This window comes from Leptothrix ochracea, from assembly GCF_041083635.1.
In the GTDB taxonomy this organism is placed as follows: Bacteria; Pseudomonadota; Gammaproteobacteria; order Burkholderiales; family Burkholderiaceae_C; genus Sphaerotilus; species Sphaerotilus ochraceus.
The window spans coordinates 1-21,485 of record NZ_JBFPHB010000016.1; the positions used below are offsets into that span (position 1 = coordinate 1).

A 21,485-nucleotide genomic window follows, 5' to 3' on the forward strand; every position below is an offset into this window, starting at 1 on the left:
CACCGCCAAACTTGGCCGACAAGACGGTGGTGATCGCTGCTGTCAGCGTTGTCTTGCCATGGTCCACGTGACCAATGGTGCCCACGTTGACGTGCGGCTTGGTACGTACAAATTTCTCTTTTGCCATTTCAATTCTCCGGATCAAAGAACATTGCTCGTGGATGGTTTTACGTCTCCGCAGGGCTGGTGTTCCGTGGGCCACGAGCAGCACACGGCAGACCGAGCGAAGACTGTCTTGAAAAAAGCGACCGCTGCCCGGGTCGGGCAGCGGCAGTCGCGCATTTTACTTCGAACGCGCGGTGATGATCGCTTCGGCCACGTTACGCGGAGCTTCGCTGTAGTGCTTGAACTCCATCGTGTAGGTGGCACGGCCTTGCGACATCGAACGCAGGGTGGTCGAGTAGCCGAACATTTCCGACAGCGGGACTTCGGCCTTGATGGCCTTGCCGCCGCCAGGCATGTCGTCCATGCCTTGGACCATGCCACGGCGTGAGGACAAATCGCCCATCACGTTGCCGGCGTAGTCTTCCGGGGTTTCGACTTCCACGGCCATCATCGGCTCAAGGATGACCGGCTGGGCCTTGCGGCAACCGTCCTTGAAGCCCATCGAAGCGGCCATCTTGAAGGCGTTTTCGTTCGAGTCCACGTCGTGGTACGAACCGAAAGTCAGCGTGACCTTCACGTCCACGATCGGGAAGCCGGCCAGCACGCCGTTCGGCAGCGTGTCGATCAGGCCCTTTTCCACCGCAGGGATGAATTCACGCGGCACCACACCACCCTTGATGGCGTCAACGAACTCGAAGCCCTTGCCGGGTTCTTGCGGTTCGACTGTCAGCACGACGTGACCGTATTGGCCCTTACCGCCTGACTGACGCACGAACTTGCCTTCGACGTTTTCCACCTTGGCACGGATGGTTTCGCGGTAGGCCACTTGCGGCTTGCCGACGTTGGCTTCCACGCCGAATTCGCGCTTCATGCGATCGACGATGATTTCCAGGTGCAACTCGCCCATGCCCGAGATGATGGTCTGGCCCGATTCTTCGTCGGTACGCAGACGGAAGGACGGGTCTTCCTTGGCCAAACGGCCCAGAGCGATACCCATCTTTTCCTGGTCGGCCTTGGTCTTCGGCTCCACGGCCTGCGAAATCACCGGCTCCGGGAACACCATCTTTTCCAAGGTGACGATCGAGTCCGGATCACACAGGGTTTCGCCGGTGGTCACGTCCTTCAAGCCCACGCAAGCAGCGATGTCGCCTGCCAGAATTTCGGAGATTTCTTCACGCTGATTGGCGTGCATCTGCAAAATCCGGCCGATACGTTCTTTCTTGCCACGGATCGGGTTGTAGACCGAGTCGCCCGACTTCAGCACGCCCGAATAGACGCGCACGAAGGTCAGCTGACCCACATACGGGTCGGTCATCAGCTTGAAAGCCAGCGCCGAGAACTTTTCTTCGTCGGTGCGATGACGCACGGTGGCGTTGTCATCATCGTCGGTGCCCGGGACGGGCGGGATGTCAGCCGGCGAGGGCATGAAATCGATGATGCCGTCGAGCATGCGCTGCACGCCCTTGTTCTTGAAGGCGGTGCCGCAGAACATGGGTTGAATTTCAGCGGCGATGGTGCGGGTGCGGATGCCGAGCTTGATCTCTTCTTCGGTGAGTTCACCGCTTTCGAGATACTTGTTCATCAGCTCTTCGCCGGACTCGGCGGCCGCTTCGACCATGTTTTCACGCCACTTCTTGGCATCAGCCAGCAGGTTTGCCGGGATGTCTTCGTAGTTGAACTTCATGCCTTGCGAGGCTTCGTCCCAAAGGATCGCCTTCATCTTCAGCAAGTCGATCACACCGGTGAACGTGTCTTCGGCGCCGATGGGGATGACGATGGGCACGGGGTTGGCCTTCAGGCGAGTCTTCATCTGGTCGTAGACCTTGAAGAAGTTCGCGCCGGTACGGTCCATCTTGTTCACAAAGGCCAGACGCGGCACCTTGTACTTGTTGGCTTGGCGCCAAACGGTTTCCGACTGCGGCTGCACACCACCCACGGCGCAATAGACCATGCAAGCACCGTCAAGAACGCGCATCGAGCGTTCGACTTCGATGGTGAAGTCCACGTGGCCCGGGGTGTCGATGATGTTGATGCGGTGTTCCGGCAGCGAGCGGTCCATGCCCTTCCAGAAGCAGGTCGTCGCGGCCGACGTGATCGTGATGCCGCGCTCTTGTTCCTGTTCCATCCAGTCCATGGTGGCAGCACCATCGTGCACTTCACCGATTTTGTGGTTCACGCCGGTATAGAACAGGATCCGTTCGGTCGTGGTGGTCTTGCCGGCGTCGATGTGCGCTGAGATACCGATATTGCGGTAGCGCTCGATGGGGGTCTTGCGTGCCATGGGTTACTCCAAATAGGAAGGCTGCCCCGATCGTTCGTGTGGAACGGAAAGGAGGCAGCCGAAAGAGAGAATCGCTGAGAAGGCTTAGAAGCGGAAGTGCGAGAACGCCTTGTTGGCTTCAGCCATACGGTGAACTTCGTCACGCTTCTTCATCGCGCCGCCGCGACCTTCGGAAGCTTCGAGCAGTTCGTTGGCCAAACGCATGGCCATCGACTTTTCGCTGCGCTTACGGGCCGATTCCTTCAGCCAACGCATGGCCAGAGCCATCCGGCGAATGGGGCGAACTTCCACGGGAACTTGGTAGTTCGCGCCACCGACGCGGCGGGACTTCACTTCGACCATCGGCTTGACGTTGTTCAGGGCGGTCAAGAAGATTTCCATCGGGTCTTTGCCCGACTTCTTTTCGACTTGTTCGAGCGCGCCGTAGAGGATGCGTTCAGCCACGGCCTTCTTGCCGGACTCCATCACCACGTTCATGAACTTGGACAGGTCCACCGATCCGAACTTGGGATCCGGGAGGATTTCGCGTTTGGGTACTTCGCGACGACGAGGCATTTCGATTCCTTTGATTGCTTCAGTTGGCAGTCAGCGTCTTGCACTTACTGGGACTGGATCTGACTAACCGCAGGCGCCACCTTAGGGGCCACCCACTTACTCGGTCACTCGCTTTTTTAGCGAGCACCGCTTTTGACCTATCAGGCCTTCTTCGGACGCTTAGCGCCGTACTTGGAACGCGATTGCTTGCGATCCTTGACGCCTTGCAAGTCGAGCGAGCCACGCACGATGTGGTAACGCACACCCGGCAAATCCTTGACCCGGCCGCCGCGCACGAGCACGACGCTGTGTTCTTGCAGGTTGTGGCCTTCACCGCCGATGTACGAGATGACCTCGAAACCGTTGGTCAAGCGCACCTTGGCCACCTTACGAAGCGCCGAGTTCGGCTTCTTCGGGGTCGTGGTGTACACGCGGGTGCAAACGCCACGGCGTTGCGGGCAGTCCTGCATAGCAGGCGATTTGGACTTCGTGACTTCAGCCTTACGGCCTTGGCGCACGAGTTGATTGATGGTCGGCATGGGTAACTTGTTCCCGTTTGAAGTTACGTTGATTTCGGCCGGCTTGGCCAGCTTGGTCGGAACGCTTTTGAAGCGCCTTGAGCATGAGCCCATGACCAAACCCGGCCACATGAGCCGAAAAGCCCGCGAGTATAGCTGATTGCCCTAAAAACAGGCAATGGGCACGTGAGGCCCTCACTCCTAGCCACTCTCCCGCACGCAGCGGGCGAGCGGTGCCGCGCCCGCGCATGCGCCACCCCCGTTCGCGCTGAGCTTGTCGAATCCCCCACCGTGCGCCCAACCCCAGCTGACTCAAAAACGCCGAATGTCCTGCCGCATTCGGTCAAGCAAACGGCGGTATCCATACCTAAAAATTTAGGCCACCTATCGCGCCAACACCAGCCCCAAAAAAGTTGGCCCCCGTGGGGCTTTTCAGCGGTCTTTTAATCTCTTACGATGCCACCTCAGGGAGCATCACTAGCGCGATAGACCGCATCCTGCGGGTCGGCGGATGATGTTGAAATGTAGTTAGTCTTCTCCCCGCGTCAACTAAACTGAAAGGATCTTATGATCATCAAAAATGTTTCCGCCAATGACTGCGGCCGACTTGAAGGCAAGCCGTCTGGAGCTATGTTGCTCAAATATGAAATTGAGAAAATTTGCCCTGGTTACGAAGGCGCTGGTCTATGGGAGAAGATTTTTAAAAAATATGACCTCGGGTTCGTAGATTGTTCTCAATGGGTTGCAAATAACAATGCCGCAATAAACATCTGGAATAATATTCAGCCCCAGACCTGTTCAGACATAAAAACAGCATATAGGGTATAAGTCAAAAGCCTAACTTTATATTCAAGCCGGATTGCCTTCAGCAACCGGCTTAATCGCAACGTTAGCCATTAAAAATATCTCCACCCGAATCTACCCATGAAGATCCAATGCATTGACCGCGACGTCCGACAAATCCTTGAATCCGGCACGTACGTCATCCCGCGATTCCAACGCCCATTCTCCTGGGGTAGCGAAAACGTCGAGGAGTTTTGGAACGACAGCACCTCTGACGTCAAGAAGGACTACTTTATCGGGGCCTTTGTAACGTACAACATTTCAAGCTCCTCGTACGGAATAGTAGACGGCCAGCAGCGGCTAACGACCATCACAATTACCCTATGCGCTATTCGAGACAAGTATTTCGAACTTGGGCACATTGCGGCAGCAAAGGGAGTTCATCGACTCATCGAAACAAGAGACTTGAATGACCAAGCTCAGTTCGTTCTTCGCGCTGAGACCTCCTATCCGTATCTTCAGGCAAAAATTCAAAGTTTTCAGAAGGAAGACGAGGATATTGATGCAGGCGATGAAGAACGTGCGATAAGAATTGCGTACCAAACCATATCGGCCTTCATCAAGGAGGGTGTGACTAGCATTGCAAAACTTCACGCGACAAAGGCAAAGAATGAGACAAAAAAGTGGTTAGATCAAATTCGCAACAAGATTCTCGCACTGAAAGTCATCTCAATTACGCTCGATAATCAGGATGATGCATATACGATCTTCGAAACGCTGAACACCCGCGGCAAAGATTTGACAGCCGCTGATCTGGCAAAGAATCACTTCCTGCGTCTACTTCCCGCAAAGGGGAAGGCCATTGATAGACCAATGGATCATTGGCTCGAAATGCAGACTGAATTGGAAGAGGCTCAGCGGCCGATTCAGCTTAGAACGTTCCTGCACCACTATTGGCTGTCGAAATACCCCTTCACGACAGAGAAGCAACTCTTTCGTGCCATTCGCGATAGTGTCAACGCGCAGAACGTCAAAGACATTTTTGACGAACTTCGCACTGACAGCAAGCTATATCGAGGAATTTCTGAACCAGATGTGCTGAATATATGGAATAAATCAACGGCGGACATCCAATATTCGCTGTTTTGCATTTCAAATACATTAAATATTGAGATTGCAAATCCGCTTCTCTTGTCGGTGTTGCGCCTCTATCACGCCCACAAGCTGAAAGATGGACAAGTACGCGAAATATTTAGTCTCGTTGAGAAATACCACTACACCTACACAACCATCTGTGCATTCCCCTCGTCAGGTGGCGTAAGTCGCATGTACGCAGCACACGCCCGTGAGTTCGCAAACGCAGCCGACTCAAACGCCCTCGGGATATGCATCACGGACTTCAAGAAAAAGGTCAAGGACAAGGTTCCTGCTAGAGATGTATTCGTCAGCAAGTTTAAGAAGTTAAGCTATCTAAATGCTCGACAGCGAAACGTCATTAGATATACTCTGTGGAAGATTGACCGCTCACGCAACCCTGCGGTCGACATCGATAAGAATTCAAATTCGATCGAGCATCTTTCACCGCAGGCAAATCATAATGACTGGACGCATTACATTGGCAATCTACTCTTGGTACCAGTCAAGTTCAACAGCGAGAAATTAGGCTCCAAATCATTCGTGGAAAAGAAGACACTCTTGACTGATGGCGGCTATGCGCTTGACTCGTTTGTGACTGCTGCCGCTACATGGACGGCCCAAGAAGTTGAGAGGCGCACGCAAGAGTTAGCCGAGTACGCGTACGACACAGTGTGGTCAATAAAGTAGTACACCTCTTGAGAGCGCGCGCAGTGATGGCTAACCCTTCTACAAGGACTTCCCCATAAGTCAACTTGAGTTCAACCCTCAAGACGAATTCAATCATCGATCAAATCGGTGCGATGGTGTTCAACACCGGCACAGAGAACAGACTGCACATCGATAAACGGCCTTGTTGCACCTTTCTTCGGCGCGGGCCCAGATTCGAACCGCTCAGCAGGACGCCATTCGCACGTCTTTGAATCCCCCCGGCCCCCTTTTTCAAAGGGGAAAAAGAGGCCGCCAGCCGGGTCTTTTTTGTCCATTCGCCCTGAGCTTGTCGAAGGGCTGTGGTGCCCAAGCGGGCGGGGCTTCGACAAGCTCAGCCCGAACGGGCAACGGTTCAGATCGAATGGCGTGGGCCTTCGGTGAGGCGCTTCGACAAGCTCAGGGCGAACGGTGAAAGTCGGCGGGTGGTGGGTAGGGCTTTACAGCGACGGTGCGGCGTTGAAGACGCGGCCGGAGTGTTCGCGCATGGAGTGGAACTGGATGTCGGGCACGCGTTCTTGGGTGACGCGCAGGTCGGAGCTGTATTGGACCAAGAAGGCGGGGGCGCCGACCACGTCGTAGGCGATGCGCATGGGCTCGCTGTCGATGAAGCGTTTGAGCTTGGCTTCGTCGGGGCAGGTGATCCAGCGGGCGATGGTGAAGCGGCAGGGGTCGAGGCGGGCATCGACGCCGTATTCGCCTTTCAGGCGGTGCAGCACCACTTCAAATTGCAGCTGACCGATGGCCCCCAGCATCAGTGAGCCGCCGGCCACGGGGTTGAAGACTTGGATCGCGCCTTCTTCGCCGAGCTGTTGCAGACCTTGGCGCAATTGCTTGGAGCGCAGCGGGTCTTTGATTTCAACGGTGCGGAAGCTTTCCGGCGCGAAGAAGGGCAGCCCGGTGTAATGCAGCATCTCGCCTTCGGTCAGGGTGTCGCCGAGCTGCAAGGTGCCGTGGTTCGGGATACCGATGATGTCGCCGGCCACCGCTTCATCGACCAGCTCGCGGCGTTGTGAGAGGAAGCTCACCACCGTTTGCGGGCGGATTTCCTTGTTGTTGCGCGTCACTTTGAGGCGCATGCCGCGCTGGAAACGGCCCGAGTAGACCCGCACAAAGGCGATGCGGTCGCGGTGCGCCGGGTCCATGTTGGCTTGGACCTTGAAGACCACGCCAGAGAACTTCTCTTCGGTCGGCTCGACCACGCGTTCTTGGGCTTCGCGCTCGCTGGGCGGCGGGGCCAGGGCGACCAAGGCGTCGAGGATTTCTTGCACGCCAAAGTTGTTCACTGCCGAGCCGAAGAACAGCGGCGACTGCTCGCCGGCCAAGAAGGCTTCGCGGTCCAGCGCTGGGGTGGCTTCGCGCAGCAGTTCGAGCTCATCGGCGGCGTTTTGGAAGTCGAGGCCGTAGCGCTCGGCCAGCACCGGGTTGTCGAGTCCATCGACCACCTCGTCGCCCGCGTTTTCCATCTTGTCGGCCCCGGCCTTGAAGACGCGCATGCGGTCGTGCTGGATGTCCATCACGCCCCGAAATGTCTTGCCCATGCCCACCGGCCACGTCAGCGGCACCAAGCTCATGCCCAAGGTTTGCTCGATCTCGTCAAGCAACTCCAACGGCGCTTTGACCTCGCGGTCCATCTTGTTGACGAAGGTCAGGATGGGGGTGTTGCGCGCTCGGCAAACCTTGAGCAGGCGCAGTGTTTGCTCTTCGACCCCGTTGGCGGCATCGACCACCATCAAGGCGGCGTCCACGGCGGTGAGCACGCGGTAGGTGTCTTCGGAGAAGTCTTGGTGGCCGGGGGTGTCGAGCAGGTTGATGACGCAGTCGCCATATTCCATCTGCATCACGCTCGATGCCACCGAGATGCCGCGCTGCTTTTCGATCTCCATCCAGTCGGAGGTCGCATGGCGCGTGGCTTTGCGTGCTTTGACCGAGCCGGCGATCTGAATCGCGCCCGAGAACAGCAGCAGTTTTTCCGTCAGCGTGGTCTTGCCCGCATCGGGGTGGGAAATGATCGCAAAGGTGCGACGACGGCGAATTTCAGTGGACAGGTCGGACATGGCAGCAACTCACGCAAGGCGGCGGTGCAAAACCGGCGATTGTCGCTGCTTCGGCTTAGGGCTTGACCAAGATGGGCTCGTCGTCCGCGTCGGCGGGGTCGGGTTGTGGCGGGACGGGCAGATTCACACTGACCGCGCTGGGGTTGAGGTTGTACATGTTGCCGTTCCACGGATCGACCAGCAACAGCCCGACCAACCCGATCGGTGCCAGGAACACATTGCCAAAGATGGCCCCCAAGGACACGTCGGCTCGGAGCCTGACACGGCGGCTGATGTAGCCGGGCAGGCTGATCTCAACGTCATAGCTCTGGCCGCCAAAGTAGCTGCCATTGCTCTTGGGCAAGCTGACGATGGTGGGCGTGGTGCCTTTGAAAACCCGCTGGCCTTGACCATCGCGGATCACCACGGTGGCGTTTTCTGGGCTGCTGCGGATGGGGACGGCTTGATCAGGATGGCCGATGAACTGCGCGCAGCCGCCAAGGCCCAGCATCAAGACCCAGGGCAGCGCATAACGTGGGAGATGACGCCCCAGAGGCCGATGGTTTCGCCGATGGGTTGAAGAAGAGGTGTTCATGCGTGGCATCCTACGACGTTCTTCATGCCTATAAGGAGCGGTTGTGATCCTCGAAGTTGTTGATATCCACATCAAAGCCGACCAGCACGCGGCCTTTGAATCGGCCGTGCATCACGGCGTCCAGACGGTGATTGCCCACGCCAAGGGCTACCGTCATTACCAGTTGCAGCGCGGTATCGAAAGCGCAAACCGCTACGTGTTGCTGATCTGGTGGACCACGCTGGAAAACCACACCGTGGATTTCCGCCAGTCCCCGGCTTTTGCCGATTGGCGCGCCATCGTTGGCCCGTTCTTCGCTCAGCCACCAGCGGTCGAACACTTCAACCCGCTGGCTTCGCCGCACGCGTCATCGGAACCTTCGGCCAACTTGCCCCACGCTTGATCGGGCCGGGAAGCATTCCATCACCCGCAGCCGGTAGCCGCGCCGCTCAAACACCGAGGCCCGCGCCCACAGGCCTCGGCCGGGCAGGGTCGTGCCGCTGGCGGCGCGCCATTCGCGTGCGACATGGCGGGTGAAGGGCTCGGCAGGGCCGTGATAGACGGCACTCAAGGTGGAGCGCCGCACCCGGTGCGGTTGCTGGAAAAGCAAATCCGCCAAGGGCCGGCTCCCCAGCCCCCGAATGGCGCGCCACACCGTGCGTGACGCCCCGGGACTCAACACGGTGCGTGCAAACACCCGCGCTTGGTCCCCGGCAAAAAGCAGCACTTCGCGCACATGAACCGCTCGCGACGCTGGGCGATGCAAGCCCAGATCCACGGCTTCTGCCGCCGCCGCCCAGCCGTGACCTTGATGGCGGCGGCGCACCGTCACCGGCCCATACGCCGCCCCCAAATGCGCCGTGAGCGAGCCCCCCACGCGCAGCCATGGACGCAGGGCGGCAGCAAAGGGGGGTGAGGACGGGCGGAGCGGGCGCGGCTTCATAGGCCGCGAATGATAGGGTCAGCGCTCCGGTTTTTCAGGGCTGATGTGTCGCGATCCGGCGCTTGATCCAGCGCAGCACGCCCCCGAGCAAGGGGATGTGTTCGTAGATCGACTCGGCGGCGTCCCAGTAGTCGCGGTGGCGGCTCACCAAGCCGTGGGCGTCGAAGTGCAGCAAGGTGCTGCCGTGGATGCTGTGTTCGCCCAAGCGCGGGTGGCGGAAGTGGCAGTCCCAGCTCAGGAAGGCGCGATGCTCGGGCTCCATGGTCTCGAAGGCGTCGAGCACGACAAAGCGCGGCACGTCGAGCGTGGCGTACATGTCGGCAAAGACCGCACGCACACTCGCGCGACCGTGCAGGTGGTTGAAGGGGTCGCGGAAAGAGCAGTCTTGGCTGTAGAGCGCCGCCAGCGCATCCAAGCGCTCGGGGCCGAGTTGCTCGAAGTGCTCGATCAGGGTTTGCAGCGGGGTCGAGATCATGGCGAGCTTTCGCGGGTGATGCGGCGCAGCAGCGCTTGGCAAAGGCGGTGATGCAGCAGCCCCAAGATCGTCACCGTTTTGAGCACCCAGGTAAAGCGGCGCGGAAAGTGGATGTCGAAGCGGCCCTTGGCCCAGCCTTGGAGGATTGCTTGAGCCGCTTGCTCGGGCGAGCGCAGCGCCGGCATGGGGAAGTCGTTGTGCGCCGTCAGCGGCGTGGCCACAAAGCCGGGATGGATCACCGACACGCCCAAGCCAAGCGGTGCCAGCTCCAAGTGCAGGATCTGGGCCATATGGCTCAAGGCCGCTTTGGTCGGACCATAGGCCAGCGCTTTGGGCAGGCCCCGCCAGCCCGCCACGCTCGACACCAGACTGATGTGGCCGTGGCCCTGAGCGCGCAGCAGCGGCAGCACGCCGTCCAGCACATGCAACGCGCCCACGTAGTTGATGGTTTGGTGCTGGAGCATCTGCGCCAGATCGAAGGCCGTGGCGGGCACCGGCCGGTAGTGGCCGGCGCAGTAGAGCACCAGATCAAGCTGTGGGTGCAGGGCGCGCAGGCGCTGGAGGGCAGCGTCAATCGTGGCGGGTTCGCTGACGTCCAAGGGCAAGGCCGTGATCGCATCGGGGTGCTGCCGGGCCGAGGCTTCCGCTGCCACCGCTTGGAGGGCTGCCGGTCGGCGCGCCGAGATCACCACCTGCGCCCCCGCTTGGGCCAAAGCCAAGGCGGTGGCCCGACCGATGCCGCTGGAAGCACCGATGATCCAGACCACGCGTCCGTGCCAATCGCGCAGTGGGGGGTTGTCGCTCATGGGGTCAAGGGGGCTCAGGGTTTGTGGAAAGCGAGGGTGACCTCGCCCAAGCGCACGCCCCACTTGCTCATGGTGGCGCGGTTGAGCAAGGTGTGCTCATCCATCAACACCATCCAGTCATCGAAAGCGACTTGGTAGTGACTGCCGCCCACGGGCAGGCTCAGGGTGTATTGCCAGCGCAGCACCGGGCCCGCCGCGCGGCCTTCGGCCTCGCCCACCACATCGGCGGCTCGGCCCACGTAGCCGCCATCCGCCTTGCGTTGCAAGGTCCAGACGCGCCGCTCTTTTTCGCCGTCGCTATAGAGAAAGTCTTCTTCCAGCACACCGCTATCGCCTTGCCAGTGCGCCTTCATCTGCACCGTAAAGCGCCGCCGGATGGTGCCGAAGCGGTCGGTGAACATGCCGTGCGCCACCAAGTCGCCGTTGAAGTACTGGCGCAGATCAAGCAGCGGACGCTCGGCGGTGTAGTCCTGCACCTGCGAGCCGGCGCAGCCGCTCAGCACGGTGCTGCCCAACGCCGCAAGGGCCGTAAGCCCAGCAAGGAGGGTGGGGCGCAGGGCTTTCATGGCTTTTCCAGGGTGAACTGCACGACGTCGGTGTTGCCGGTGTCGAAGGCGGCTTCGCAGTAGTGCAGGTAAAAGCTCCACGTGCGCATGAAGCGGCTGTCAAAGCCCAGCGCCGGCATCCTTGGCGCTTCGGCGTGGAAGCGTTCGCGCCAGCGCCGCAAGGTTTCGGCGTAGTCGGGGCCGAAGCTGAGCTGATTTTTCACCACCAAGCCGGCTTGGCTGGCGGCGCGGTGGAACTCGCTCACGCTGGGCAGCATGCCGCCGGGGAAGATGTATTGCTGGATGAAATCGGTCGAGCGGGCGTAGCGCTCGAAGAGATCGTCACGGATGGTGATGCTCTGGATGCAGGCCCGTCCGCCGGGCTTGAGCAGCCGCGCGACCGCAGCGAAGTAGTCGGGCCAGTAGCGCCGGCCCACGGCCTCGAACATTTCGATCGACACCACGGCGTCAAAAGGGGGTTCATCCAGATCGCGGTAATCCTGCAAGCGCAGATCGACCCGTTCACGCAGACCACTGCCTTGGATGCGTTCTTGCGCCCAAGCGAGTTGTTCGGTCGAGAGCGTCACGCCGGTGACGTGGGCGCCGAAGCCCCAAGCGGCGGTCTGGGCCAGCCCACCCCAGCCGCAGCCGATTTCGAGCAAGCGGTCGCCGGTTTTGAGGCGCACTTCGCGCAGCGCGCGGTTCATCTTGGCGTGCTGGGCGTCCGCCAGCGACTGCTCAGGGCGGCCGTCGAACCACGCGCTGGAGTAGCTCATGCCTTCGTCGAGCCAGAGCCGGTAAAAGGCATTGCCCAAGTCGTAGTGGGCGTGGATGTTGCGCCGGCTGCCGCTGCGGCTGTTGCGGTTGAAGGCGTGGCGCAGGCGGTAGGCCAGCGCGCCCCACCACGAGCCGTAGACCGTCTTCTCCAAGGCATCTCGGTTGGCGATCAACAAGCGCAGCAAGGCTGAAACGTCGGGGCTGTGCCAATCCCCAGCGATGTAGCTCTCAGCCAGACCGATGTCGCCCGAGCGCAGTACGGCCGCGCAGACGTTCCAGTTGGGCCAGTGCATCACGGCGTGTGGCGCATCGCTGCGGCCGCCTGGGCCATAGCGGCGCAAGCTGCCATCCGGCAAGCGCAGTTCCAGTGAGCCGTGGGCCAGCCGCTCCAGCAGGCCGAGCACGGCCCGGGCGCTGGGCGGTAGCGTCAGGCTCAAAGGTGTGGTGCTGGGCATGGGCGACAGGGTGCTTGAGGCGGTGTCGTGCATGGTCAAGGGCTCCGGTGGGGCGGTAAGGTGGGCGGTAAGGGGGGTGAGGTTGACGACGAGCGGGCGAGATGCAGCGGTACGCGTTTCAGCCAGAGCCGCAAGGCCTGCCAGTGAATGCGCAGCGTCACGCCCAAGGCAAAGCCGGGTTGTCGCCAAAAGCGGGCGCGCAGGCTGCGGCGCGTCAGGGGTTCGAGCGCGCCGCTGAGGCTGGTTTGCAGCAGCGCACCGTCTTCATCCATGAGGTCGATGCGCGCCACCATGTGGCTCGGGGTGCGCAAAAAGCGAAAGCGGTACTGGCCGGCGGTGCGGCAAAAGGGCGAGACCGCAAACACCTTGTCGGCGCTCAAAGTTTGGCCCCAGCGCAAGTTGCGCGGGTCGGGTGGGTGCAGCACGTAGCAGTGCCGCTCGCCAAAGGTGTTGTTGACCTCGGCGACGATGGCCGCCAGCGAGCCGTCTTGGCGATGGGCAAACCAAAAACTCACCGGCTTGAAGGCGTAGCCGAACAGGTGCGGAAAGGTTTGCAGCCAGATCTCGCCGTCAGCGTCTGCCACGCCTTCTTGAGCCAGCAAGTGCTCGACCCACGCCAGCGCATCGGGGCCCCCCACGCCGTGATCGCGCTCTTTGAAGGGCAGCGCGGCCCGCTGCGCCAAGCTGAGGCTGCGCATGGGCAAGAGCAGGAACCAGCCCGCATAGGCAAAGGCGTGCTTGGCGGGCCGCAGCCGGGTGTGGCGGATCTGGCCCACGCCGATCAGAGCGTGATGGGCGTGATGGGCTGGCGCTGGCGCGGTGCCGGTGGTGGGGAGAGGGTGCGCCATGGCGGTTCAGCCCTGCGTGGCCTGAGCCGGACGCAAAAGATGCTCGGCGGCGTCGCGCCCTGAGCGCAAGCCGTCTTCATGGAAACCGTAGCCCGTCCAAGCCCCGCAAAACCAAGTGGCGTGTTGGCCTTGCAGGTGGGCCACTTGCGCTTGGGCATGGATGGCGGCGCGATCAAACACCGGGTGGGCGTAGTCGAAACGGGCCAGCACCGTCGATGCTGCTGGCTCGCGCACCGGGTTGAGCGAGACGATCACCGGCTGGGCGAAGGGCAGGGGTTGCAGGCGGTTGATGAGGTAGTGCAGGCAAACCTGAGGCGCGGCGCTGCTCCCCGGGGTCGGGCTGTGCTCGTAGTTCCACGCCGCCCAGACGTTGCGGCGCTCGGGCAGCAAGGCGGTGTCGGTGTGCAGCACGGCGTGGTTGCGTTGGTAACGCACCGCACCCAGCACCGCGCGTTCTTGCGCACTGGCTTGATCGCCCAGCATCTGCAAGGCCTGATCGCTGTGACAGGCCAACACCACGGCGTCAAAGTGTTCGCTGTGCCCTGCGGCGGTGATCACGGTGATACCTGAGCCGGTGCCGTGGCGAACGATCTGGCGGATGGGCGTGTTGGCCCGGGTTTGATGGATGCCTTTCAGCATGCGCTGCACGTATTGCCGCGAGCCGCCGCGCACCGTGTACCACTGGGGGCGGTGGGTGACTTGCAGCAGGCCATGGTTGTGGCAAAAGCGAATCAAGGTGGCGATGGGAAACGCCAGCATCTGTTCGGTCGGGCAAGACCAGATGCAAGCGACCATCGGCAGCAGGTAGTCGTTTCTGAAGGCGGTTGAGAAACGGTGTTGGTCGAGGAACGCGCCCACCGACACATCCAAGTCGAGCGCCTCACCCTGTTGTGCCTGTTCGGCCTGTTGCGCCAAGCGGGTGGTGAGGCGGTTGAAGCGCAGGATGTCGGCCAGCATGCCCCAGAACTTTGGGCGCAGCAGATTGCGGCGCTGGGCAAAGACGCTGTCGAGGTTGTTGCCGCTCCACTCCAGCGCCGGGCGATGGGGGCTGCGACTTTGCACCGAGAACGACATCTCGGCAGGCGCGGTGGCCACCTCCAGATCGACGAACAACTGGCGTAGCAGCGGGTAGGTGCGGTGGTTGAAAACCAGAAAGCCGGTGTCTACCCCTTGTCGAACCGGTGTACCTTGATCGTCCGGTAAGGTGACATCGACCGTGTGGGCATGGCCGCCGAAGTGGCTTTCCGCTTCAAAAAGGGTCACCAAGCCGTCTTGACCGGCTTGGCTCAGGTGCCATGCTGCGGATAAACCAGCGATACCAGAGCCAATCACGGCGATACGTTTGATCATCATGTGTCTGGGACAAAAAGGTGTTTGCCCCAAGTTTAAGGCGTTTTGTCCAAGACATACAATCAACACAACCAGTTAAGGGCTATGCAATGAGTGCTGCCGATCTCTCCTCTGAGCCCACCGTTGTTGCTCGTCCGGTGCTCACCATCGCCGCTGTTGAGCGCGATACCCGCATCAGCAAGGACACCTTGCGTGTCTGGGAGCGACGTTATGGCTTCCCGCAGCCGTTGCGGGATACCAACGGCGAGCGTCTCTATCCGGCCGAGCAGGTCGAGCGATTGCGGCACATCAAGCGGCTTATGGACATGGGGTACCGCCCCGGGCGCATCGTGGGCATGGGCTTGGCTGAGTTGTTGGCGATGGACATCGTGGCCACGCCTGACTCGCTACCTCGGACCGAAGAGGGGCTACGGCGTCGCCAAGAGTTGGAGCATCTGCTGGCGTTGCTGCTCAGTCACGATGTGCAAGCTTTGCGGCGAACCTTGGGGCAAGCGTTGCTGCGACGCGGTGTGGGGGCTTTTATCAAGGACATCGCTGTGCCCTTGCTGGTGGATGTGGGTGAAGCGTGGTCGCGCGGTCAAGTGGCGGTTTTTGAAGAGCATGTTTGCAGCCAAGCGCTTGAAACCGTGCTGCGTTCCTCCCTGGCGATGCATCCGGAGTTGAAAGACGAGCCTCGGCCCAGGGTGCTTTTGGTGACCTTCCCCTTCGAAGCGCACGGTCTGGCGTTGTTGATGGCTGAAGCCTTGTTCAGCGTGGAGGGATGCTTGTGCATGAATCTGGGGACGCAAACACCGCTGAGCGACATGACCTTGGCCGCCAAGGCCCATCGTGCCGATATCGTTGCCCTGAGTTTTAGCGCTGCGGTCAGTCCCCATCAATGGGTTGAAGCCTTGAACGACTTGCGCGCAGCCTTGCCTCCCAACGTTGAAATTTGGGCCGGCACGACGGCCGCAATGTCGGTGCAGCGCCGGGTGGGCGAAGGTGTGTTGCTCTTGAACCGACTGGACGCGATTGGTCCAGAGGTGGCTCGATGGCGTCGTGCGCAGTTGACTTAAGCCAAGCTTTTCACAGCTCTTGCACGTTGAAACTCGGATAGCCGAGCGTGTCATCCAGTTGTAAGCTAGTCTGACGCAGCGTTGTGCGGACGCTGATGCCTTGACTCAAGCGGAGACTGATTCATGAACCACTCGACCTTTGCCACTTTCAAGTTTCCTGATGGCACTTGCATTGCCCAAGCCCAGCCGCTGCTGAGTGCCGTGGTGACGTTGGATTCGCCGGGTACAGAGGTGATGACCGATTTGACCAAGGTGAAAGCCGCGACGATCCAGCCGGGTACGTCGCTGGTTCAGGCCAAACAGATGATGATCTACCAAGGGGTGCGACTGCTCTTCGTGGTCGAAAACATGCCTTGTGTTGAAGGTCTCATCACGTCCACCGATTTGGAAGGTGATCGTCCCATGCGTGCGGCGGGTCGTCGGGAGGTTCTGTTCGATGAGTTGGTCGTCTCCGATGTGATGTCGCCCCTCTCGGAGCTCGACGTCATTGATTACGACGACCTGAGCCATAGCAAAGTCAGCAAGGTGATCGCGACGCTTAAGCACTTGGGGCGTCATCACCTGTTGGTGGTTCAGAAAGCCACGCCGCAATCAGCCGCTCGCATTCGCGGGGTGGTTTCCCAAACGCAGATTGAGCGTCAGTTGGGCCATTCGATCGGTGCGGCCGAGATCGCATCCACGTTCTCGGAAATCCGCGCAGCTTTGGGCCATTGATTCAGCCCTTGGCGTTGCGGGCGGGGCCTCCGCTCTGGAGCGGCCCCGTCACATAGCACATTCGTGAGGTCCATGGCCTCCGTGTATTCACTCAGCATAAGAAGCCTATTTCCGGTAATATTTGTACGTTCTTATATAATAATAGTTATGAGCAGACAAGGCGAGCAGGAGTCCGAGCGCGTTTTTAGGGTGGCTGCCGACTTGTTCGGTTTGCTGTCTGCACCCATACGCTTACGGATCGTGTGTGTCTTGGGCGATGCCGAGATGAGTGTTCGTCAGTTGCTTGACACGCTGGCGGTGAACCCGCCGAACCTCTCGCAGCATCTCGCCACCTTGTACCGGGCCGGTGTCTTGGCGCGCCGTCGGGCGGGTTCCCAAGTTTATTACCGCGTTGCCAGTGACCGCGTGTTGTTGCTTTGTCAAGCCGTTCAGGACGAACTCAGCAACCCACCATGAATCATGACTACGACGTCATCTGAGGAGACCTTTGTGCACGTTGACGGAAAACCATCGGGGCGGCTGATCAAGGCCCCGGAGAACTTTCTCGATCAGGATGGTGTTCGCACTGTCTTGGCCGAAGCCAAGCAGGGCCGACGGGATTTCATCCGTCACGCTTTTGCCACGGCGGCTGCCGGAGCGGGTGCCGTCGCGGGGGGCAGTGCCTTGGCGCAGTCCAACCCCGTGCCCGTGGAAGGTGGGGATCCCAACATCCTGACACTGCCTGAGCACAGCACCAATTTGGGCCGTCCGGTGGCCATGGAAGGCTACGGCAAACCCTCGCAGTTTGAAGCCAACGTGCAGCGCCGCCAAAGCCCAGGCTTGACGCAAACGGCCCAAGCTTCGGTGTCGTTTGCGCCGTTGCAATCGTTGTTTGGCATGGTGACGCCCAGTGGGCTGCACTTTGAGCGGCATCACCAAGGCTGGTGGGACATCGATCCCAGCAAGCATCGCTTGATGCTGAACGGCTCGGATCCGGCACTCATGAAGTCCCCCAAGGTCTTCACGATGGACGAGATCATGCGTTTGCCGGCCGTGTCGCGTTTCCACTTCATCGAGTGCGGCGCCAATACCGCCGTCGAGTGGGGCAATGTGGCGGTGCCGACGGTGCAATACACCCACGGCATGGTCAGTTGCAGTGAGTTCACCGGCGTGCCGCTGAAGATCTTGTTCGACATGTGTGGTGTCGATTACAAAAAAGCGCGCTACGTCTTGGGTGAGGGGGCCGATGGCTCGTCGATGACCCGCACGATCCCGATGGAATTGGTCGAGTCGGGCGAAGTCTTCGTGGCCTACGGCCAAAACGGCGAAATGCTGCGTCCCGAGCAGGGCTACCCGTTGCGTCTGGTGGTGCCGGGCATTCAAGGGGTCAGCTGGGTCAAGTACCTGCGCCGCATCGAAGTGGGTGACGCGCCTTACGGGGCCAAAGACGAAGCGGTCCACTACATGGACTTGCAGCCCAATGGTCAGCATCGCCAGTACACCAATCTCCAAGAGTGCAAGAGCGTGGTCACCACGCCGTCAGGCGGCCAAGTGCTGCTGGACAAGGGCTTCTACAACATCTCCGGTTTGGCTTGGTCGGGGCGTGGCAAGGTCACCAAGGTCGATGTTTCGACCGATGGGGGGCGCAACTGGCGCACCGCTCGCATCGAAGGTCCGGCGCACAGCAAGGCGTTGACGCGCTTCAACATCGACTGGGTGTGGGACGGCAAGGCCGCGATCATCCAGAGTCGTGCGACCGACGAAACCGGCTATGTGCAGCCCAACTACAAGCAGTTGCGTGCCGTGCGCGGCACGCGCTCGATTTACCACAACAACGCGATTCAATCTTGGCTGGTCCAGGAGAGCGGCGAGGTGAAGAATGTTCAGCTTTCCTAAGGCTCTGCGCCGTTCGGCGCTGTTGACCCTGGCTCTGGTGGCCAGCGCGGCGGGTGCTCAAGCTCCAACCCCGGCGGGGTCTTATCCGGGCGTGGGTCGTCCGGCGACACCCAAAGAAATCGCCGCGTGGGACATCGACGTCCGCCCTGACTTCAAGGGCTTGCCGAAGGGGTCGGGCAGCGTGTCGCGCGGCCAAGACGTTTGGGAAGGCAAGTGCGCCCAATGCCACGGCATCTTTGGCGAGTCGAACGAGGTCTTCAGCCCCTTGGTGGGTGGCACCACGGCCGAAGACATCAAGACAGGCCATGTTGCCAAGTTGATGGACCCGTCGTTCCCGGGGCGCACCACCTTGATGAAGGTTTCGACCGTCTCGACGTTGTTCGATTACATCCAGCGTGCCATGCCTTGGACCGCCCCCAAGTCGCTCTCGCCCGACGAGGTGTATGCGGTTTTGGCGTATCTGCTCAACATGGGCGGGATCGTGCCTGACAACTTCGTGTTGTCAGACAAGACCATGGCCGAAGCCCAAGCGCGCATGCCCAACCGCAACGGCATGACGTTGGATCACGGTATGTGGCCAGGCAAGAGCATGAAGACAGCGGGTAAACCCGATGTACAGGCCGTGGCTTGCATGAAGGATTGCGTCGCTGAACCCAAGGTTGGCTCGTTCCTGCCGGAGTTTGCTCGCAACAATCACGGTAATCTGGCCGAGCAAAACCGCATGGTCGGTGCGCAACACGGCGCTGATACCACCAAGCCCTCTGGTACCAAACCGGCAGTGGGTGGGGCGGTGGTCGGGGCAGTCACCCGTCCAGCCGATGCTGCTGCGATCCAGTTGATTCAGAAAAACGGCTGCGTGGCTTGCCATGCTGTGGACAGCAAAGTGGTCGGTCCTGCCTATCGCGATGTGGCCAAGAAGTATGCCGCTCGCGCAGACGGGTTGGCTTATCTGGTGGGTAAGATGAAGGCGGGTAGTGCCGGGGTGTGGGGTGCGGTGGAAATGCCGCCCCAGACCTTGCCGGATGCGGAGGCCCGTGATATTGCCCAATGGTTGCTGGACGGCGCTCGTAAATAAAACCGTGCTTTGAGGTGGCTACCCAGTCGGGCTATCCCGCTGGGGCGGTGCCATCCCTGTTCGGGTAGATGAACCATCGGGGTAACTGACCTATCGTGTGCCCCTCCCGGTTGGATCGAAGATCAATCACATCATTCAGGACTGAAGGAGTTCATTCAATGCAGACTCGTCGCACCATGCTTGCGCACAGCGCCACCGTCGCCGGCTTGTTGGCCGGTCTTGGCCTGTTGCCCCAAGCCGCTCAAGCCGCCTACGCTGCGGCTGCTTTCGAGGCCAAATCCTTGGCCGATGTGCTCAAGGCCTTGGGCGGTGCCGCCCCGGTGCTGAGTGGTGACGTGACCTTGCAAGGTCCGGACATCGCCGAAAACGGTGCCGTGGTGCCCGTCGGTTGCTCGACCACCTTGCCGGGCTGCAAGCGCATGTTGGTGCTGGTTGAGAAAAATCCCAGCGCTCTCTCGGCCATTTTCGACGTGACCGATGCGATTGAGGCGAGCTTCAACACCCGCGTCAAGATGGGCCAGTCGTCCAACGTCTTCGCCGTGGCCATGATGGCTGACGGTCGTGTGCTGTACGCCCAAAAGGAAGTCAAGGTCACCCTCGGCGGTTGCGGCGGTTGATCCACCTTTTTGCATCTTCCGTACCGTTCAGCACAGTTTTCAAGCTTTAGGAGAATCAAGATGGCAGATCCGATGCGCATTCGCGCCCAGGCCGCTGGTGACAAAACCACCGTGCGTGTTCTGATGAGTCATGAAATGGAAAGCGGCTTGCGCAAGGACCCAGCCGGCAAGCTGATCCCCGCTTGGCACATCCAAGACGTGACGGCAACGCTTAACGGCAAGGTCGTCATGACGGCGCAATGGGGCCCCTCGGTGTCGAAGAATCCGTTCCTGCAATTCACGATCAAGGGCGCCAAGGCCGGCGACAAGGTTGGCGTGAACTGGACCGACAACAAGGGCGAGAAGCGCAGCGACGAAGCGACGGTCAGCTGATCGTCGTCGCCAGCTCCGGCTCCACGGCGGCGGAAGCGAAAGCGTCCGTCGCCGTTCTTTTTTGCATCTTCTGGGATGACCATGAAACGACTCCTTCAAGCCGCTGGGCTGGCCAGCATGGCCGGTCTGCTTGTGACGGGCGCTGTGCAGGCTCAAACGAAATCGGCCGGCGACAGCATCGCTGAATACCGCGCCATGCTCGCCGACGGCAACCCGTCCGAGCTGTTCGAAGCCAAGGGCGAAGACCTCTGGAAGCAAAAGCGGGGGCCGAAAAATGCGTCCCTTGAACAGTGCGATCTGGGCAAGGGCCCGGGCGTGATCAAGGGGGCCTTTGTTGAGCTGCCGCGCTATTTCAAGGACACCGGCCGGGTCCAAGATCTGGAAACCCGGTTGGTCAGCTGCATGGAAACCTTGCAGGGGTTTAACGGCGCTGAGATCGCTAAAACCCCTTTTGGCCAAGGTGAACAGGCTAATTTGACCGCGCTGGCGACCTTCATTGCGGCTGAATCGCGCGATCTGCGTTTCAACTTGCCGCAGGAACACGCCCAAGAAAAGCAGATGTACGCCATGGGTCAGCGGGCCTTTTTCTACCGGGGTGGTTCGCATGATTTCTCATGCGCCACCTGCCACGGTGATGAGGGCAAGCGCATCCGCTTGCAGGAACTGCCCAACCTCACCAAGAACCCGGGCGACGGCGTGGGTTTTGCCGCTTGGCCGGCCTACCGCGTCAGCAATGGGCAGATGTGGGGCATGCAGTTGCGTTTGAACGACTGTTTCCGTCAGCAGCGTTTCCCGTACCCCGGCTTTGGCTCGGACGTGACCGTGGCGCTCAGCGTCTACATGGGCGTCAACGCCAAGGGTGCGGTTTCGGCCGTGCCGACCATCAAGCGTTGATCGCTGCTGAT

General features: G+C 60.4%; 24 protein-coding genes. 11 read left to right on the plus strand and 13 right to left on the minus strand.

Going from position 1 to position 21,485, the window contains the following annotated elements; all coding sequences use genetic code 11:
- From AB3X39_RS07410 to rpsL, 4 genes are all read right to left on the minus strand, one after another.
- On the minus strand, positions 1-127 hold a 127-nt coding region (locus AB3X39_RS07410), incomplete at its 3' end, for a GTP-binding protein (RefSeq protein WP_369416806.1).
- Between the two features lie 156 nt (positions 128-283).
- Positions 284-2,386, minus strand: a complete 2,103-nt coding sequence (gene fusA, locus AB3X39_RS07415) for an elongation factor G (protein WP_369416720.1) — start codon at positions 2,384-2,386, stop codon at positions 284-286.
- Between the two features lie 84 nt (positions 2,387-2,470).
- Positions 2,471-2,941, minus strand: a complete 471-nt coding sequence (gene rpsG, locus AB3X39_RS07420) for a 30S ribosomal protein S7 (protein WP_369416721.1) — start codon at positions 2,939-2,941, stop codon at positions 2,471-2,473.
- A gap of 140 nt (positions 2,942-3,081) precedes the next feature.
- Positions 3,082-3,459 carry a 30S ribosomal protein S12 gene (rpsL, locus tag AB3X39_RS07425; RefSeq protein ID WP_369416722.1) on the minus strand — a complete coding sequence of 126 codons (378 nt, stop codon included), beginning with the start codon at positions 3,457-3,459 and terminating at the stop codon, positions 3,082-3,084.
- Between the two features lie 546 nt (positions 3,460-4,005).
- On the opposite strand from rpsL, the gene AB3X39_RS07430 reads away from it, so the two are divergent.
- Together AB3X39_RS07430 and AB3X39_RS07435 are read left to right on the plus strand one after the other, a co-directional pair.
- Positions 4,006-4,266 carry a hypothetical protein gene (locus AB3X39_RS07430; RefSeq protein ID WP_369416723.1) on the plus strand — a complete coding sequence of 87 codons (261 nt, stop codon included), beginning with the start codon at positions 4,006-4,008 and terminating at the stop codon, positions 4,264-4,266.
- 96 nt (positions 4,267-4,362) lie between these two features.
- Positions 4,363-6,045: a DUF262 domain-containing protein gene (locus AB3X39_RS07435; protein ID WP_369416724.1), complete on the plus strand. Its 1,683-nt coding sequence runs from the start codon at positions 4,363-4,365 to the stop codon at positions 6,043-6,045.
- A gap of 458 nt (positions 6,046-6,503) precedes the next feature.
- Here AB3X39_RS07435 and AB3X39_RS07440 read toward each other — a convergent pair whose 3' ends face one another.
- Positions 6,504-8,120, minus strand: coding sequence for a peptide chain release factor 3 (locus AB3X39_RS07440; RefSeq protein ID WP_369416725.1), 1,617 nt, complete (start codon positions 8,118-8,120; stop codon positions 6,504-6,506).
- Positions 8,121-8,175: 55 nt separating this feature from the next.
- A complete protein-coding gene (locus AB3X39_RS07445) occupies positions 8,176-8,694 on the minus strand; it encodes a peptidase associated/transthyretin-like domain-containing protein (RefSeq protein ID WP_369416726.1) in 519 nt (172 codons plus the stop codon).
- Positions 8,695-8,737: 43 nt separating this feature from the next.
- On the opposite strand from AB3X39_RS07445, the gene AB3X39_RS07450 reads away from it, so the two are divergent.
- Positions 8,738-9,076 carry an antibiotic biosynthesis monooxygenase family protein gene (locus AB3X39_RS07450; RefSeq protein ID WP_369416727.1) on the plus strand — a complete coding sequence of 113 codons (339 nt, stop codon included), beginning with the start codon at positions 8,738-8,740 and terminating at the stop codon, positions 9,074-9,076.
- Here the strand turns inward: AB3X39_RS07450 and AB3X39_RS07455 are convergent.
- From AB3X39_RS07455 to AB3X39_RS07485, 7 genes are read right to left on the minus strand one after another with little or no spacing between them, the layout of a single operon-like run.
- Positions 9,041-9,616 (minus strand): chorismate--pyruvate lyase family protein, encoded by a 576-nt coding sequence (locus AB3X39_RS07455; protein WP_369416728.1) that lies wholly within the window; start codon positions 9,614-9,616, stop codon positions 9,041-9,043. The two genes, AB3X39_RS07450 and AB3X39_RS07455, sit on opposite strands and share 36 nt — an antisense overlap.
- Before the next feature lie 34 nt (positions 9,617-9,650).
- Positions 9,651-10,091 (minus strand): nuclear transport factor 2 family protein, encoded by a 441-nt coding sequence (locus AB3X39_RS07460; RefSeq protein ID WP_369416729.1) that lies wholly within the window; start codon positions 10,089-10,091, stop codon positions 9,651-9,653.
- On the minus strand, positions 10,088-10,897 hold the full coding sequence (locus AB3X39_RS07465; RefSeq protein WP_369416730.1) for an SDR family NAD(P)-dependent oxidoreductase: 810 nt from the start codon (positions 10,895-10,897) through the stop codon (positions 10,088-10,090). Before AB3X39_RS07465 ends, AB3X39_RS07460 begins: the two co-directional genes overlap by 4 nt.
- 14 nt (positions 10,898-10,911) lie before the next feature.
- Positions 10,912-11,463, minus strand: a complete 552-nt coding sequence (locus tag AB3X39_RS07470) for a DUF3833 domain-containing protein (protein WP_369416731.1) — start codon at positions 11,461-11,463, stop codon at positions 10,912-10,914.
- A complete protein-coding gene (locus tag AB3X39_RS07475) occupies positions 11,460-12,707 on the minus strand; it encodes a class I SAM-dependent methyltransferase (RefSeq protein WP_369416732.1) in 1,248 nt (415 codons plus the stop codon). Before AB3X39_RS07475 ends, AB3X39_RS07470 begins: the two co-directional genes overlap by 4 nt.
- A 2-nt stretch (positions 12,708-12,709) precedes the next feature.
- Positions 12,710-13,522 (minus strand): DUF1365 domain-containing protein, encoded by an 813-nt coding sequence (locus AB3X39_RS07480; RefSeq protein ID WP_369416733.1) that lies wholly within the window; start codon positions 13,520-13,522, stop codon positions 12,710-12,712.
- A gap of 6 nt (positions 13,523-13,528) precedes the next feature.
- On the minus strand, positions 13,529-14,869 hold the full coding sequence (locus AB3X39_RS07485; RefSeq protein ID WP_369416807.1) for an NAD(P)/FAD-dependent oxidoreductase: 1,341 nt from the start codon (positions 14,867-14,869) through the stop codon (positions 13,529-13,531).
- Positions 14,870-14,961: 92 nt separating this feature from the next.
- Between AB3X39_RS07485 and AB3X39_RS07490 the strand changes: the two genes are divergently transcribed.
- The 8 genes from AB3X39_RS07490 to soxA all read left to right on the plus strand — a co-directional run bounded on the left by AB3X39_RS07490 (position 14,962) and on the right by soxA (position 21,474).
- Positions 14,962-15,927 carry a MerR family transcriptional regulator gene (locus AB3X39_RS07490; protein WP_369416734.1) on the plus strand — a complete coding sequence of 322 codons (966 nt, stop codon included), beginning with the start codon at positions 14,962-14,964 and terminating at the stop codon, positions 15,925-15,927.
- Between the two features lie 123 nt (positions 15,928-16,050).
- Complete coding sequence (locus tag AB3X39_RS07495) at positions 16,051-16,641, plus strand: CBS domain-containing protein (protein ID WP_369416735.1); 591 nt, start codon at positions 16,051-16,053, stop codon at positions 16,639-16,641.
- Positions 16,642-16,788: 147 nt separating this feature from the next.
- Positions 16,789-17,097 carry an ArsR/SmtB family transcription factor gene (locus AB3X39_RS07500; protein ID WP_369416736.1) on the plus strand — a complete coding sequence of 103 codons (309 nt, stop codon included), beginning with the start codon at positions 16,789-16,791 and terminating at the stop codon, positions 17,095-17,097.
- A 3-nt stretch (positions 17,098-17,100) separates the two neighbouring features.
- Positions 17,101-18,516: a sulfite dehydrogenase gene (gene soxC / locus AB3X39_RS07505; RefSeq protein ID WP_407069692.1), complete on the plus strand. Its 1,416-nt coding sequence runs from the start codon at positions 17,101-17,103 to the stop codon at positions 18,514-18,516.
- Complete coding sequence (locus AB3X39_RS07510) at positions 18,500-19,591, plus strand: c-type cytochrome (RefSeq protein ID WP_369416738.1); 1,092 nt, start codon at positions 18,500-18,502, stop codon at positions 19,589-19,591. The genes soxC and AB3X39_RS07510 overlap by 17 nt, the downstream gene beginning before the upstream one ends.
- A gap of 158 nt (positions 19,592-19,749) precedes the next feature.
- Positions 19,750-20,208 carry a thiosulfate oxidation carrier protein SoxY gene (gene soxY / locus AB3X39_RS07515; protein ID WP_369416739.1) on the plus strand — a complete coding sequence of 153 codons (459 nt, stop codon included), beginning with the start codon at positions 19,750-19,752 and terminating at the stop codon, positions 20,206-20,208.
- Between the two features lie 60 nt (positions 20,209-20,268).
- Positions 20,269-20,580 carry a thiosulfate oxidation carrier complex protein SoxZ gene (gene soxZ, locus AB3X39_RS07520; RefSeq protein ID WP_369416740.1) on the plus strand — a complete coding sequence of 104 codons (312 nt, stop codon included), beginning with the start codon at positions 20,269-20,271 and terminating at the stop codon, positions 20,578-20,580.
- Between the two features lie 81 nt (positions 20,581-20,661).
- Positions 20,662-21,474, plus strand: a complete 813-nt coding sequence (gene soxA, locus AB3X39_RS07525; protein ID WP_369416742.1) for a sulfur oxidation c-type cytochrome SoxA — start codon at positions 20,662-20,664, stop codon at positions 21,472-21,474.
- Positions 21,475-21,485 lie beyond the last annotated feature (11 nt).